13 protein-coding genes and 1 tRNA gene are annotated in these 15,932 nt (G+C 42.3%); 10 read left to right on the top strand and 4 right to left on the bottom strand.

Annotated features, from left to right (window positions below; translation table 11 throughout):
- Positions 1-86 precede the first annotated feature (86 nt).
- The 3 genes from BCV39_RS15980 to BCV39_RS15970 all read left to right on the top strand — a co-directional run bounded on the left by BCV39_RS15980 (position 87) and on the right by BCV39_RS15970 (position 4,218).
- Positions 87-1,709, top strand: coding sequence for an MFS transporter (locus BCV39_RS15980; protein WP_102433407.1), 1,623 nt, complete (start codon positions 87-89; stop codon positions 1,707-1,709).
- Positions 1,710-1,910: 201 nt separating this feature from the next.
- Complete coding sequence (locus BCV39_RS15975; protein WP_102433406.1) at positions 1,911-3,545, top strand: MFS transporter; 1,635 nt, start codon at positions 1,911-1,913, stop codon at positions 3,543-3,545.
- A 253-nt stretch (positions 3,546-3,798) separates the two neighbouring features.
- On the top strand, positions 3,799-4,218 hold the full coding sequence (locus BCV39_RS15970; protein ID WP_102433405.1) for a hypothetical protein: 420 nt from the start codon (positions 3,799-3,801) through the stop codon (positions 4,216-4,218).
- Positions 4,219-5,002: 784 nt separating this feature from the next.
- On the opposite strand, the gene BCV39_RS15960 is transcribed toward BCV39_RS15970, so the two are convergent.
- The 3 genes from BCV39_RS15960 to BCV39_RS15950 form a co-directional block, all read right to left on the bottom strand.
- On the bottom strand, positions 5,003-6,742 hold the full coding sequence (locus tag BCV39_RS15960) for an amidohydrolase (RefSeq protein ID WP_102433403.1): 1,740 nt from the start codon (positions 6,740-6,742) through the stop codon (positions 5,003-5,005).
- Positions 6,743-7,011: 269 nt separating this feature from the next.
- A complete protein-coding gene (locus BCV39_RS15955) occupies positions 7,012-8,745 on the bottom strand; it encodes an amidohydrolase (protein WP_102433402.1) in 1,734 nt (577 codons plus the stop codon).
- A 765-nt stretch (positions 8,746-9,510) separates the two neighbouring features.
- Positions 9,511-9,585 (bottom strand) — tRNA-Gly (locus tag BCV39_RS15950).
- A gap of 525 nt (positions 9,586-10,110) precedes the next feature.
- On the opposite strand from BCV39_RS15950, the gene BCV39_RS15945 reads away from it, so the two are divergent.
- The 6 genes from BCV39_RS15945 to BCV39_RS15920 all read left to right on the top strand — a co-directional run bounded on the left by BCV39_RS15945 (position 10,111) and on the right by BCV39_RS15920 (position 14,220).
- A complete protein-coding gene (locus BCV39_RS15945) occupies positions 10,111-11,274 on the top strand; it encodes a threonine/serine exporter family protein (protein ID WP_004731486.1) in 1,164 nt (387 codons plus the stop codon).
- Between the two features lie 179 nt (positions 11,275-11,453).
- Positions 11,454-11,792, top strand: a complete 339-nt coding sequence (locus BCV39_RS15940) for a zinc ribbon domain-containing protein YjdM (protein WP_004731484.1) — start codon at positions 11,454-11,456, stop codon at positions 11,790-11,792.
- 135 nt (positions 11,793-11,927) lie between these two features.
- Positions 11,928-12,350 carry an N-acetyltransferase gene (locus BCV39_RS15935; protein ID WP_102433401.1) on the top strand — a complete coding sequence of 141 codons (423 nt, stop codon included), beginning with the start codon at positions 11,928-11,930 and terminating at the stop codon, positions 12,348-12,350.
- Between the two features lie 47 nt (positions 12,351-12,397).
- Entirely contained in the window at positions 12,398-12,892 is a 495-nt protein-coding gene (locus BCV39_RS15930) for a GNAT family N-acetyltransferase (RefSeq protein ID WP_102433400.1), read from the top strand.
- A gap of 120 nt (positions 12,893-13,012) precedes the next feature.
- On the top strand, positions 13,013-13,444 hold the full coding sequence (locus BCV39_RS15925; RefSeq protein WP_102433408.1) for a GNAT family N-acetyltransferase: 432 nt from the start codon (positions 13,013-13,015) through the stop codon (positions 13,442-13,444).
- Positions 13,445-13,659: 215 nt separating this feature from the next.
- Complete coding sequence (locus BCV39_RS15920; protein WP_057623223.1) at positions 13,660-14,220, top strand: hypothetical protein; 561 nt, start codon at positions 13,660-13,662, stop codon at positions 14,218-14,220.
- 113 nt (positions 14,221-14,333) lie between these two features.
- Here BCV39_RS15920 and BCV39_RS15915 read toward each other — a convergent pair whose 3' ends face one another.
- Positions 14,334-14,945: a LysE family translocator gene (locus BCV39_RS15915; protein ID WP_102433399.1), complete on the bottom strand. Its 612-nt coding sequence runs from the start codon at positions 14,943-14,945 to the stop codon at positions 14,334-14,336.
- Positions 14,946-15,047: 102 nt separating this feature from the next.
- Here BCV39_RS15915 and BCV39_RS15910 point away from each other — a divergent pair, with 102 nt between their 5' ends.
- A complete protein-coding gene (locus BCV39_RS15910) occupies positions 15,048-15,932 on the top strand; it encodes a LysR family transcriptional regulator (protein WP_057623228.1) in 885 nt (294 codons plus the stop codon).

The following is a 15,932-nucleotide window of genomic DNA, read 5'->3' as shown; positions in this document are numbered from 1 at the left end:
CTTCGCACGGTTTAATGGTTGTGTTCAAAACTATTTGAAAAAACAACCTCCGAGCAACGGCTCTACAACAAATGAAGGTATCCCCAATGACGGTATCAGTTTCAACTAATCCAGCAGAAGAAAAAGTTGGCATGGCCAAGTGGTTCCCGCTTCTGGTTCTTCTTGCAGCTCAATTCTCAACCATGGCAGACAACACAGGTCTTTCTATTTCAACAGAAGCACTGATCGCTCTTCACGGTGCGACCATGCCTCAGATTCAAATGGCTAATGCTATGTATCCTCTAATTGCGGGTGCTGGTATGATTGCTGGTGGCCTTATTGGCCTAATCATTGGTTGGAAACGACAAATGATCATCGGTGCAGGTATCTTATCGCTTGCCTCATTTGCAGCTGCATTTGCTCCAAACATGGAAGTTTTGAACTATGGTGCTCGCGTTGGTTCTGGTCTAGGTGCATGTCTACTTATTCCTGCGGTTCTAGCTAATGTCGCTGGTATCTATAAGGGTAAAGATCAAGCGATTGCCTTCTCTGCTATCGCTGCTCTAGTTGGCTTGGCAAGTGCTTTAACTCCGCTTATCTTTGGCTTCATCCTTGATGTCGCTAGCTTTGGCGTTGCCTTCGCAGGTCTTGGTGTCTACTGTGCATTAGTTATGTTCGGTAGCATGAAGTTACCTGAGCTTCCAAAAGCCACGTTCAAAGGTAAGTTTGATATCGTTGGTGTATTACTTGCGGGTACTGGTCTACTGTGTTTTGTTACTGGTCTGCTAAAAATTGCTGAATGGGGTCTCGTTGCACCACTGACTGATTTCACTGTTGCTGGTATATCTCCGGCTCTACCTATGTGTCTTGTGGGTGGCATACTGCTAAAAGTATTGATGGTATGGGAACGTCGTTTTGAAGCTGCTGGTAACACGCCACTTCTCCCTCGCTCATATGTTGAAAACCCACAAGTGGTTGTTGGTCTAGTACTTTGTGCCACTATCTTCTTGCTCTTTGGTGCTACGGGCTTCATTAATGTCTCGTACATGCAGTTAGTTGCTGGCATGAGTGCATTCGCATCAGGCATGGCATTGTGTGCATTTGCTTTAGGTATGATGATCGGTTCTCTTGGTGCACCCGCCAAATTGGGCAACTTATCTTGTCAACGTATCTGTCAATTAGGCTTCATCATTGCAGCTTTAGGTACTGCATTAATGTTCTTAGGCTTTACCAAAGACGGCATTACATTCTGGCAATACATCTCACTACTCGTATTTGGTATTGGCGCAGGTTTACTAGCTTCTCAGGCTTCTATTGTTGTGACTTCAGCGCTTAGTGAGCAAGAAGCAATGCAATCAGGTGGTATCCAAGCAACCTCTCGTAACATTGGCCAGGCGTTCGGTGTAGCGATTCTTGGTACGGTAATGCTGTTCTCCCTAACAGGTGAAATCAAGAAGGGCGTTATGGACCACGACGCTATTTCAGCAGAAACCAAGCAGATGATTGTTGACACACCGTCATTACCATTCGTGTCAAATGATATGGCACTTGAGCTTATGGTAAGCGCAGAAGTTCCGGCACAAGAGCAACACACTGTTGTCGCTGTAATGGCAGATTCTCGCCTAACATCGGTTCAATATGCACTTTATACTCTCATTGCCTTAATGATGGGCGGTTTAGCTCTTTGTTCTAAATTACCAACTCGTTCGTTAATGGCTAACTCAGACTAAATTTAAAAGCCCCAACTCAGGTTGGGGCTTTTTCGTAGACACTTAAATGTCGGTATATCGACATCGGTAAAGTGAACTTACTGATGTTTACTCTTTAATCAACTATGGAGCCAACACCCTCTTTACGTTTATGCACCAAATACTGATTTTCAGCACAGGTGCAATCAATCAGTAGTTCACCAAGCAAAAAGAACAATAATTATGACAAATTCTATTACTGCCTCTCAAAAGCGTCTCCTATTCATTCTTTGTATTGCTCAATTTTCTATCTCGGCTGATATAGCCAACTTATCTATCGCAACAGCTACGTTAGTCACCCATTTTCAAACAGACATTAGTGCCATCAAAACCTTGGGGACAATTCAGCCTCTAGTTGGCGCAGCGTTAATGTTACCCGCAGGCCTTATTGGGCTATTTATCGGTTGGCGTATCATGCTCATCACCGGGGCTTTTATTGGTTTAGTCGCTTCTATTTTATTTATTCTTGCTCCTAATGTAGCCTTTGTCACCTACTTGGCTCGGCCACTGACAGGCATATCATCAGCACTGCTTTTACCTGCTATTCTAGCTCTAGTCTCTGCCCGATTTCCTGGTAAATCTCGTGCACTAGCATTTGGCGTGTTAGCGGCTTCCGGTGGAGTATCTGCCGCCGTCGTGCCGATGAGCAGTGGTTTGCTAATGGACCATTTTGCTTGGTATCTACCCCTGACATTTATCAGTGCCTTTTACCTCATTACCAGTTGGTTTGCTATTAAAGGAATCCCGCCAGTGGAGAATCCGCGCCCGAGCTCATTTGATTTTATTGGGGCGCTGCTAAGCTCATCGGGCATCGTTTTGGTGGTGCTGGCACTGATCAAAGCACCCAGTTGGGGCCTATTAAGCGCCAACAGCAACGCTGATATTCCTACTTGGTTTACCGGCCTTACGTCATTAAGCCCTTCGTTGGCCGTTATAGCATTAGGGCTAGTGTCACTATTTGCCTTTTATTTTCAACAGCGACAACGAGAAGCCCAGCAAAAAACAGCTTTATTACCGATTAGCTGGCTGAAAAATCGCCAGTGTCGAGCTGGTTTTCTGCTTCTTACCTTCATGTATATGATTTTAGGTGGTGTGAGTTTTATCATCATAACCTATCTCCAAGTTGCCATTTCATTAAGCTCTTCGCACTCAGGTTTTATTATTCTTCTGTTCTCCATTTGCATGATCGCGTTTTCAGTTATTACACCTTTGGTGTTTAAATCACTAAAGGCAAAGACCTTATGTTTAACGGCATTTATCGGTCTGGCTAGCTCTGCAGTTATTTTATTTTTTTCTAGTCAATCTCATCATATTTTGTCGCCTTTTTATCTAGGTATGCTGCTCACGGGTTCTTCAATGGGGATACTTGCATCACAATGTCCGGCCATCATCACCAATGCGCTTGGTGAAACCGATGCCGCTCAGTCGAGTGGTTTACAAGCCACCATCCGAAATATGGGTTTAGTGCTCGGGATTTGCTTGATTGGCGGGACACAGCAATGGGCACTAGAGCATACGGTCAGGCAGCACAGTGAACAATCGAAACAGATCTTTCCGGACCACTTTATCAGCCAGATCGAGCAAAGTCCGACCCTACCTTATTTAGACGATATTAGAATTGCCAATCTCTCTGATACTTATGGTATGGATCATCAGCAGCATGCGACCTTATTAACTCTTAATGCCCATTCTCGGCTAACCAGTTTTCAAAACGCTTTGATGATGGTGATTTTTCTTTCAGCATTAGGAGTGCTAACCAGTTATCGCTTATCTGTACCCGCTACACAGCAAGGCAAATTAAAGGGGGAGAGTGGCTAATAAACACATATTAATAGTCGTAACTTTAGAACTAACAATACGCGAGCTTGTGGTGTAACTATTTGAATTTATTGAAATAGAGTGATGATATAAATTAAAAAAAAACCTAAAAAGTAGGAAAAACCCATTTCTATTTTCTCCGCATTTTTTATTGATTGGCTTGTTTATACAATTGCCATATCGACAATTAGGGCAGCGGAATATCAGACCTGTTGCCAACCCTATAATTTGATAATTGATTGAGAGATGCATTATGAAAATGGTTAAAGAAATGGCGGCATGCAGTGTTATTGGTACTGTGGTGATGGTAGGTTATGGAGTAGCTTGGGACTGGGTCACCGTAGAGAGTATTGGCATGGGCGCTATTTCTGCCCTTATCATGGCGGTGATTGTGAAGCTATCAGTGGCGTTTGAAAAAATGACTTCAGAATTTTGTTTAAAACAACGCTCATTAGCTAAGCCAAAGCGTGTGTTCACTTCGTGGTTGATTCTTGTTGGTTCAAAAGTCGCAGCAATGGGTGCTATTGTGATTATGTTTGGTGAGCAAGTGCAGTTTAGCGGACCGGCCAGTGGTGTTGTGGCATTCTACCTTACCATCATGTCAATTCTTCTCATTGAAGCAGTTATCGGTAAGGCATTCAATAAACGCAATGCTGAAGCGGTAATAAGCTAACGAGCCTATTATCTGAATTGCTTGACTAATACCAATCGTAGTAAATAACTGGTCACCCTCGCTTGTTAAAAACCTCGATAACTTCGTTAGAATTTTTGATTGTAGAATAACTACTTATCGAAAAATTCTGTCTTGTTCTCAAGCTTTTTTCGTACGCCATTTTTGAACACTTACTTACTGTGATTGGTATAAATATCCTCGTAGAGGACATGGCGCTAACATTTTTCGCTGTGTTTCTCGTTTTCTCCCGCCTTGTTCTCTAGCCTTTTCCCACGCTATTTCTGAGCACTTACTGTAAGTGGCATCACTCGTGATGTCGTCGTAGAAAGTTTTTTTTTGCTTGCTGTCCAATAGGGCCTTTGCCGCAATCATAATGTACTAATGAGTAAGACCATGAAGAACGTTTCTAACGCAAAAATAGTGTAGGGCGCTTGCCTAAGAGTATCGATTTACTGAATATAAAAAGATTTTCTATCGGCATATTGAACTGGCATTGGCCTGTTTTGCTTGTTCCTAATATTTTAGTTGTTCATCCACTTTTTCTAATGCAGTCGGTAAAACTCAAACATGAGAAAAGCCAAATATCTCAGATGCTGCAATGGGTTTATTTGTAAGAAGGCAATGGGCAACAGACATGACGCTGGTCAGGTTTAGCTTGATCGCTATTATCATAGTAAAAAAGCCTAGCTCAAGAGCTAGGCTGATGTTTTTAATACAAAATTGGTGTATTGCCACAGGTATACCCTTTTATTGATGTTGAATGAAAAATCACTCAGAACATCAATTAGGCAATGGAAAGCTCTTCTTGTTTCACCGCTGCTTTACCAAGGTGAACGGTTACATTGCCGCCTAGCATGGTAGCGTGGACATGAATATCTTTAACTTCTTGTTTATCTACGCTTAGTACGTCTTTATCCAAGATAGCCAAGTCGGCCAATTTACCGACTTCGATAGATCCTTTCATGTTCTCATGACCCATTAAGTACGCGGCACCTAATGTCACTGCGTGAAGTGCTTCCTCTGCGTTCAAACATTCATCTTCGCCGTACACGTTGTCCGAGAATATACACTGGCGGTTCATGGCTCCCCACATCATAAACAATGGATTAACTTGCGTCACACCGTCATCACAGTGAATTGAGAAAGGCACGCCTTTTTTCACTGAACTCTTAAATGGATTTAAGCGTTTTACTAGCTCAGGGCCCACTGTTTGTTCTGCGTGTACATCGCCCCATACCGGTATATGAGTACCAAATAGGTTATGGCAAATTCCGATTGCTTTCATACGATCCATTTGCGCATCTGTTACCATTTGATTGTGCTCTAAGCAATGGCGTGCATTTGGCATTGGCGTGTCTACTTGTAAGCGTTCAATGATGTTAATGAGCTTCTCGGTGGTGCCATTGCCGTTACAATGAAACGAGATGTTGTAACCGGCTTGGTGGAAAGGTAAACATTCTGCAAAAATGGTTTCTTCATCTTTGATAAGTGAACAACTCGGTTTGCCGTTGTAGTAAGGAGCATCATCAAGAAGATTGGCGGTGAAGCCTTGAATTGAACCATCAGTACTGACAAATTTCACGCTAGAAATACTAAGACGATCGTTATCCGATGCTTTCATATCTAGCACTTCACTGGTAGAGAAGTTACTCACCAATGGGTAAGCTGTTATGCGTAATTTAAACGCCGGATTTTGGCTTAGCGCCTGATAAAGCGGCCATGGGTTAGTTGGCAATCCCATACCACAATCGGAAACCGAGGTAACGCCTAACGAATGCGCGATATTGGCGTAATCTATTAGCGTTTTCCCTATCGCTGCAGGATCAGTACCGTAGTTAAAAGCACCTTGGTTTAAGGCACGATATAGATCAGGTAGCTCTGCAATGTAACCAGTTAAGCGGCCATTTTCACGCATGACAAATTCAGGGTTATCTTCGAGGCTGTAGCCAACTTGTTCAAGCGCCATTGAGTTAAAGCTCGCTAAGTGACAACTGGCATGCATAAAGAATACGGGTGAATCATCAATCACTGAATCGATAAAATCACGATTAACCACTGAGCCATCGGTCATCAAAAGTGGGTCTAAGCCCCATAGATTTAACCACTCGCCAGTTTTCCCTGCGGCATCATGTTTTGCTTTAAGTTCTTTAAGCAAAGCTTTTAAAGTGTCTTCAGTGCAACACCCTTTTAGTAACTTACCTTCAGCACCAAGGCGATCATATTGACCGCCATATTCGAACATACCGGTAAACAGCGCAGCCATCAGTGGGTGCATGTGTGCTTCAATAAACCCAGGAACAATGGTTTTACCTTTGAACTCTTCATTTAGTGTGTGAACGATAGACTCATTAGCAAGAAAGGTTTCGGCTTGATCTTGGGTGCCAACAAAAAGGATTTTTCCATCTTGTACGACGATGGCTGAAGCCTTAGGTTGTTCCTTATTGACAGTAACAAAGTTACCCGTATATAAAACAGCTTCTTTATTGGCTTCTAGACCCGGATTTAAAAATGGTTGAGTTGTCATTATGTGCTCCACATTACTTAGTGTAGGGGGTAATCAAAATCAATTACCCACTTACTTTGCACATCGGCCACTTTTGGGTCGAGACTTTATAAGTCAATTTAAATTATAAAAAGTAATATTGACGAATCGAGTAGTGATGAAGATAAAAGTTAACTTAAAACAATGAGTTAAACTTATCCTGACGGTTGTGTAAAATTAAAAAGCAGCACCACTAGTGGCACTGCTTATCTATTTTGAATTAATTTTCACAAATTAATACTGGACGAAAGCTAAGCTTCAGCTGTTTGCTTAGCTTCAACCTCTGATGTTTGGTGCACTTGAATATCTCCACCTAGCATAGTGGCGTGCACTTTAATCTCTTTGACTGCCATTTTATCAACGGTTAATGGGTTTTGATCAAGAATGGCTAGATCTGCCAACTTACCCACTTCGATAGAGCCAATCATATCTTCTTGCTCCATCAAATAAGCAGCACCCATCGTCACCGCGTGCAATGCTTGCTCTGCAGTTAGACGCTCTTCTTCTCCGTAGACGTTACCAGAGAAAACACATTGGCGGTTCATTGCCCCCCACATCATGAATAGTGGGTTTACTTGTGTTACCACATCATCACAGTGAATAGAGAAAGGAATACCTTTCTTCACCGATGTTTGGAATGGGTTCATTGTTTTAACGCGCTCTGGACCAACAGTTTGTGTGGCATGAACATCGCCCCAAAATGGAATATGTGTGCCAAACAAGTTATGTAGCACGCCTAACTTCTTCATGCGATCCATCTGCGCTGGCGTTACCATTTGGTTGTGCTCTAGACAGTGACGAACGTTTGGTTGTGGGCACTGTGCTTGCATTTTTTCTATTAAGTCTAGTAACTTAGTTGTACAACCTTCACCATTACAGTGGAAAGAGATGCTGTAACCTAGTTTGTGAGCATAGAAGACGTCAGTCCACATTTTCTCATCGTCAAATTGGAAGTGACCATTTGCTTTGCCGTTATAGTACTTCTCGCCTTCTTCCAATACCGCTGTAAAGCCTTGAATAGAGCCATCAGTGTTTAGGTATTTTGTTTTTGTTGCAAATAGACGATCGTTACTTTGTGCTTTAAAGCCAGCTAGCTCTTCTTCACTAAAGTTTGGGACTAGTGGGTAAGCGGCTAGGCGCGAGCGGAATGTTGGCATTGTCGATAGCGCTTGGTATAGCGGGAATGGGTTATGAGGTAAGCCCATACCGCAATCAGACATCGTCGTTACGCCAAGACGGCTGGTGCTGTCTGCATATGAAATCATCGCTGCAACGGCATCTTCTGCTGTACCTAAGTTAAAACCACCCACTTTTACAGCACGTAAGATATCTGGCATTTCTGCGATTTCACCTGTTAGGCGACCATCCTTGCGAAATACAAATGCTTCGTTATCTTCAAGGCTAAAGCCTGCTTTTTCAATTGCAGCACTGTTAAAAGCCGCTACGTGACAAGATGCGTGCATCACCATCAACGGCGAATCTGAGCAGATTGCATCTAAGAAGTCACGGTCAATAACCACCTCTTCGGTCATTAGAAGTGGGTCTAGCCCCCACATATCAAGCCACTCGCCTTGTTTGCCTGCTGCGTTATGAGCATCAACAAAGCTTTGCATCTTATTGCTCAATTCTTGCTTGGTTAGGCTTGCACTTAATACTTCGCCGCCACCTGCACTGCGTTCAATTTGCCCCACATAACCAAAGCGTGCTGTAAATAATGCAGCTCCTAGCGGGTGCATATGCGCTTCGATAAAACCAGGAACAATGGTTTTACCATTGAATTCGTCATTCAGCGAGAAAGCAATCGATTCGTTAGCAAGGAAAGTTTCTGCTTGATCAACAGTACCAACAAAAAGAATTTTACCACTTTGTACCACGATTGCTGATGCACTTGGTTGTTGTTCATTGACGGTAATGAAATTGCCAGTATAAAGGACAGCTTCGTCGTTGTAGCTCAGACCCGGTTTAAGTTGTGATTGTGTTGTCATTATATGCTCCACATTGGTGTAGGGTTTAATCAAAGTTAACTGCCAGTTCACTTTGCCCCTATGCCCATTCGTGGTCGAGAATTAAGAAATGAAATAAAGATCGGGAAAATGAATAGAAATAATGAAAAATAGTGGCTATCAAAATAAATATAAACTGAAGCCCGCTAGCTACTATAATGGTCATTTATATCAATAGGTTAAGTGGTGTTAAGAATTTGGCGCATCATCTGTATTTACTGTTGCTCTCGCAGAGCGGGGCGATTAAAGAGTTATTTTTTAGTATTAAGTTTATTCAACAAACGATTGGCTAGGGGGCTATTTCATCTTTGTGCGAGTAGCACTGTCTTGAAGTTATAAAAAAAACTCAATCGCAACTTATACTTCAAGAGATAAATGACATCATAAGTCTAAATTCAATTTGCTAGTGCTGCTAGGGCGGAGGTCCCTTAATGGCTGTTTATGGGTTGGGTCGTGTGACCATAATTATTAGCAAAGTCTGTTGAGGTTTCATCGAGTAGGGACGTGCTGATTTTTGGTGGTCGTGTGAGACTGGCGGATGCGTGGTGTTCTAAGTAACACAGGTTTTGGCGAATGTTACTGGTCTGTTCAAGTTAAAAGGCAGTTTATTGTTGCCAATCTGACCCAATTTATTTCGACAAAACATGAATATACAACGGATAAGTTCTGTATTGGCTTTTTTTAAGGTGCTATCTAAAGGGGGGCTATAAAATTATTTATTTGTAAGAGAGAGGAGTCAAGAGGGCTTGGAGCGTGCAGCGGGAATCGAACCCGCATCATCAGCTTGGAAGGCTGAGGTAATAGCCATTATACGATGCACGCACATCGTCTTAACGAGTTTGATAATGCCACATCTAACTGAAAACGAAACCTTTTTCTTTCATTTTTATTCTAAGTGCTCGCATAACCACCACTCCGCTAGTTTTTCCATCATGTTCGGCATTTTCATAGTGAATAAAATGTGACTAAAATCTCGTTAAAAGGAGGGCTAGAAATATTAGTAAATGTCATGCTTATTTCTATGATAAATCTACCTTAATTTATAAACCTGTTTTAGTGGTGCTCAGTTGTCATAAATCTCATGAAAATTAAGGTATTTGGAGTGTTAACATAAACTGATTTTCATGCGTGTTTTGGCGCCCGTTAATAACAATCTAAATGCATAAATTTAACTTATCAGCAGGTCAAAACATTCAGTAAACTAATCCCAAATGAGTAGAGATATAGGCACTTCTAAGCCTTTGCAGAAAAAAGTAACGAGTTCAGTTGATAATTTACGCAAAAGTCTCGTCATTCCGTCTATCGTTTGGTACATTTGCCGCACATTTTGTCTCCCCTAAAATACCCATGCCTTCTCAGTTCCGAATTAACAAAATTGTTGAAATTGGTGACACTCTTCACCGCAGTGGCTGTGCTCCTTACAAGCTAGAGAAATACACTCAATTCTATGCAAAAAAGCATGGTGTTGACGTGATGATCCAAGCAACGCCAACTGCGATTAACTATCAATTTCCAGACGATAACAACGCCGTTATTCTTAAGCGTCTAAAGCCTGCGTCAATTAACCTGAGTTTGTTGGCCAATACGATCATTCGTATTAACCAACCGAGCAGTGAGCCTGTACCAGAGCCTGTCGGTTACTCTAAATTTGTGACTGCACTAGCCAATATGGGGATTCCGCCTGCGTATTTGATGCTGGTGGGCAGTACGTTGGAAGCTGTGGGCTTTTCTGCGTTATTGGGTTTGATGGTTTGGGTCTGTCAGCAAGTTCTTCATTCACGTCGCGCTATCGCGGTTGAGTTCATCTCTGCATTGTTAACGGGTATCTTTGTGGCGTTTCTGGCAAGTACAGGGTTGCCGATTCCGGTGTGGGCGTTGTGTATCGCCTCGATCGTCTTATTTGTACCAGGGTTATCCATAGCCAACGCATTAGAGTGTTTGGCGTTTAACGATCTCGTCTCTGGTACTAGTTTACTAGGGCAGAGTGCGTTAACGCTGATCAAGCTGTTTGTTGGGATTATCATGGGTCTCAATATTGGTGAAGCAATATGGGGACAAGCGGTCTCCATCGACTATACCAATGCGGTACCGATGTGGATGCACATATCAGGCTTGGTGTTGATCTCAGTATCTATCGGTGTGATGTTCAATGCGCGCCCTAAAGACATCTTGCTTGGCTTGCCAGTTGCGGTTCTTGGCATGTGGGGGCCGTTCTACCTCGGTTTTGATAGTGGTTGGGTTGTGGGTACTTGGGTAACCACGGTTCTTATTACTCTGTACGGAACTTGGATTGCCAAGAAGATGGAGCTCACAGGCTCTATTTATATCGTGCAAGGGATCATCATTTTGGTTCCGGGTAGCCGAGTATTAGTGAGTGCCAGCCAGTCGGTGTTTGAACAATCTATTTTGCCTATTCCAAGTATTGGTTTGTCGGCGTTATTCATGTTTTCTGCAATTGTGGCAGGGCAAATCACCGCTTACTCGATTTATTCGCCAAAAGTCGAACGTTAATCGGTTCCGCTTCCTAGGCCTTTAAACAAACACAGCTTAATGGCTGTGTTTGTTCGTTTTAGGTGCTGTTCTTTTCAACGTTAAGTTACGCTACCGAAAATTGGTTCGATTTGTGCTCGCTAAGCCTAACAAGAGTCATTAAAATGGGGACAAATTCTATTTAAATGAAGTATTAACGTATGTCTTTACCTCCTTGTCCGCAATGCCAATCTGAATATGTCTACCCAGACCAAAACAACCTGATCTGCCCTGAGTGTGCCTATGAATGGAATCCAGAAGAAGAGCGTTTAGAAAGAGAAGCCGCGCGTGTTAAGGACGTAAATGGCGTTGTATTGGAAAGTGGCGATAAAGTTACCTTCATTAAAGATCTAAAAATCAAAGGCAGTTCTTCTGTACTGAAAATCGGCACTAAAGCAGTAATCAGACGAATCAATGAAGGCAAAGATCACCAGTTAGATTGCAAGCTGGATGGTGGCGGTGAAATGCTTGTTACGGCGAAGTACGTTAAGAAGCAATAGCGGCCAATGGTATTGATCTATCATTGCCGTTCAATAATTCTGACTGGGACATTGTCGTAAATCTTCAATAGGTTTAAGTCGCTTCTTGGCATACTGGTTAGCCCATTAAACAATATTAATTGCCTGAGAATTAAGATGATTAGAGAGTACAACCCAAATGATATTGAAGCTGTTTTAGATATTTGGTTAACCGCCTCGATAAAGGCCCATGACTTTGTGGCTCCTGAGTTTTGGGAGTCGCAAGTGGCCAATATGCGTGACCTATATATTCCGGCATCAACAACTTACGTGTATCAAGTAGACGGTGAGGTTCGTGGCTTTTATTCGCTTTATGAAGGGATCTTAGCGGCGATCTTTGTCAGTACAGAACATCAAGGCAGTGGTATTGGTAAGCAACTTATCCAACACGCTAAGCTTGAATGTCTGAACTTGTCATTGAATGTGTATAAAGAGAACCAAGCGACGATTCAATTCTACTTGTCCCAAGGATTCTCTATTGTGAATGAACAAGTTGATGAACATACAGGGCATCAAGAATACACCATGCACTTAGCTTAGGCTTGATAGCTCAACCCGAAAGAGCAGTAACTAGGAATCGAAACTATATGGACATGGTCAAAGCTGATATTTCGTACTCAAGTGCCTTTCATCATTATGTGAATGCTTGCTCTGAGGATGGGTTAGTTATTTACACCGGTATTTCTGACAGTAGTGATGCGTATTTAAAAAGGCGAGTCGCTTATTCAAAAGGTGAGGAACTTCCAGAAGGTTGGACGCCTGCTTCTACGTATTTTTGTATCGACTCTGGTCAAATCCTTGGTGTGATAAGAGTTCGTCATGGTACCAGTGAATACATTCATAACGTTATCGGACACATAGGCTACGAGACTTTGCCACAAGCGAGAGGGCAAGGTATCGCAAGTCATATGTTGTCTTGGGTTCAACGTCACGTACTGACCGAAAACGCTATTATTACCTGCGAGTACGGCAATATTGCTTCGCAAAAAGTAATTGAGAAGTGTAGCGGGCAGTTCTTAAATACCTTTTACTCAGAGCAAGATAAACACGAAGTTCTACGCTTTCAACTAAACCCTAAATGAACACTGAAGCATGGCACCTTCCTCATTCTCACTTACTTGTCGTGAGCGAGCTTTTTGGAAATGAAGCCGCTGTTGTTTCTATTCATTGGTTATAGTTCATTGATTATTGTTGGAGATATTTTGAAGTATTCGACAAGACCCGCTCAGTCATCAGATTATGAATTTCTGTTCGAGCTAAAAAAGGCGGCTGAATTTGAGCCAATCAAAGCTGTTTTTGGCTGGGATGAGCAAATTCAACGAGATATACACGCCGAAGAGTGGGTAGAAGAACGGCCTGAAATCATTGAATATCAGGGTAAAGCGATTGGCAGTGTGTTGTTGCAAGACAAAGGTGATAACTTCTACTTTTGCCGATTCTTTCTACTGCCTGAATATCATGGCAAAGGTATTGGCAGCCAAGTTTTAACGGATTGCTTAGCTCAAGCAGCCAAACTCAATAAGCCTGTAGAGTTGTGTTATTTACAAGGTAATCGAGTTGGGGAGTTGTATTTAAGGTTTGGCTTCGAAATCACCTCGCAAAACGATCAGTTTGTCTATATGTGGCGTGAATAGTTTGTAATAATTGAGATTAACTCATTCCTTTAGCCTGTATCTCCATCAGATAGTTGCCTTCATCTGCCAACAGAGGACGTGTAAATATGAGAACTGTCAGCTGAATTATAAAATAATGCTAACTATATCAAGATTTTATCAATCTTTGTTTTCGGTCTGGGATTTTTAATGATAGGGTCGCCGAATAATTATATTGATAAGAATAAAGGCTTTATATGAAACATTTTCTGCCAATGGCTTTGGTAGCTAGCTTAACGGGTTGTATGACGTTACCTCATAATGCGTCGAATACTCTATCTGCTCCTCATGGAGATGGAGCTATTGGTATTACTACGAAGATCATTAAGGTTGGTAGTGTTTATCCGTGTGATACTTTTTCGATTCTAATGTACGAAAAGATTGGTGATGAACTCGCTCAAGAACCGGAGACGTTGAGAATGACAGTCTACGAAGATCTAGAGTACGTATTGTTTGATAATATCAAGCCAGGTAGTTACGTTGTTAAAGAAGCACGCTGCAATGTTCCAAGAGGGATCGTTGTAGACGGATATAAACGTTACCACTCTATCGAAATGTCGAGTGAGTACATGGTTAAACCCAACACATTGACTTTAACTGATGACCTAATCTTTGCTGCTCAGGAAACTGAGAAGGACTTTTATTTCACAGTTGAATCAAGTGAAGAAGTTTCCATTTACCTTGAGGGTCTGCTTGCGGTATCAGATACTATCGGTGAAGGGTGGAATATAGAAACTCCTAAGAGTCAGCAGCTCTAATCGTTCGTTGGCTCTAAAGTATTAGCTGCCTTAAAACTGGTTAACTTAGCTGGAAATTGTAAATAAACTCAATGGAACACTGTATCATTGAGTTTATTAGTTTTAGCTTCTATTTAAGACTTAACCGCCAATAGTGCTCCGAACGTCACTAAGCCAAATCCACACGCTTGATTAAGCCTTTTCTTTGCTCTCAATAGATGCTTTTGCAATGTATTCGAAGTAAACAGCATAGCGACAATTCCAAACCATAAGCCGTGAAGAACGATCATGTAAAGTCCATAGCCGAGTGCGACATGCTGGTTTTCTGCATCAGGTGAGATGATTTGGCTGAAGATGCTCAAGAAGAACAACATGGTTTTTGGGTTGAGCACGTTACATAAAAAGCCTTGGGCTAAATAGCGCCAAACATTGGTGCTTTGTTTTGCATCTTCCATCGGTGCAAGCTTGTTGTCCGCACTCAAGATACCTTTTAGCCCTAGATAAATAAGGTAGGCTGCACCTGTGTATCTGATCATGTCAAACAGCTGCTCATTCTGTGAGATTAAGTAACTGATCCCAAGCATTGAATAACTGATGTGAACACAAATCGCTAAACTCACACCTATTGCAGTCCAAATCCCTGCTTGTCTTCCTTGATTGACACTGTTTTTCAAAACTAAAACGAAATCAGCTCCTGGACTAATAACAATCAATAGTCCCAATACTGCTAGGCTTAACCACTCCATAATGACTCCAACTCTTTATATTTGATGAGCGAGTATTGTATGGTTTTTTATTGCTGCCTATAATCGAAATGAACTCCACCTATCTGTGAGAAAAAATCACACATGAGACATTTGAAAGCATTTCATATTTTCCACATAGCAGCGCATTCGAGCAGTTACAGTGATGCGGCGGATAAACTCAATATCACACATGGCGCAGTGAGTAAGCAGATCAAGGTATTGGAAAATCACTTATCTCACGCCTTGTTCTATAAACAGGGCAGGAATGTGTGTCTCACCAAAGAGGGGGAATTACTCAAAGGTTACACAGAGCAAGCGTTCCAAGCCTTGGAAACTGGAGTCCACAAGCTTAATCAGCTGAATCATCACGCGTTGGAGGTTTCATGCGAACCCACATTGACCATGCGTTGGTTAATGCCTCGACTCGGTGATTTCTATAACGAATCCGGAATTGATGTCCGATTGTCTACCGCAGGTGGACCTGTGACATTAGGCGCAACTGGATTAGATATGGCCATTCGCCGAGACGACTTCAACGTAATCGAGCATTATAAACAGATTCCGTTAGTTGAAGAGTGGGTTGGCCCTGTGTTCTCGCCTGATTACTGGCAACAGGTCAAAGACAAGTTAGCTGATGTAAAATTACTGCACAGCAGCACGCGACCAAACGCTTGGAGCCACTGGGCATCCATCACTAAAGATAGTGAATTTGATAGCCGAATGGTGCCGCAAGCTATTTCAAACCAAACCTTTGCACACTTCTATTTTTGCTTTCAAGCGGCCGTTGATGGGTTAGGAGCAGCTCTTGGCTCTTATCCATTGGTGGTTGATGATTTGAATAGAGGCAACTTAATCGCACCGTTCGGCTTTGTGCCTTCCGGTCATCAGTACATATTGCTCACACAAGATGACAAGCACGATGAACCAGAAAGCCCGTTTGTGGTTTGGCTAAAGAATGAGTTGTCACAGTGTGTTCCAACCTTATAG

It is taken from the genome of Vibrio sp. 10N.286.55.E10, from assembly GCF_002872555.1.
Taxonomy (GTDB): domain Bacteria; phylum Pseudomonadota; class Gammaproteobacteria; order Enterobacterales; family Vibrionaceae; genus Vibrio; species Vibrio crassostreae.
Note: the sequence above shows the minus strand (reverse complement) of the source record. Positions and strands in the feature narration are given on the sequence as shown.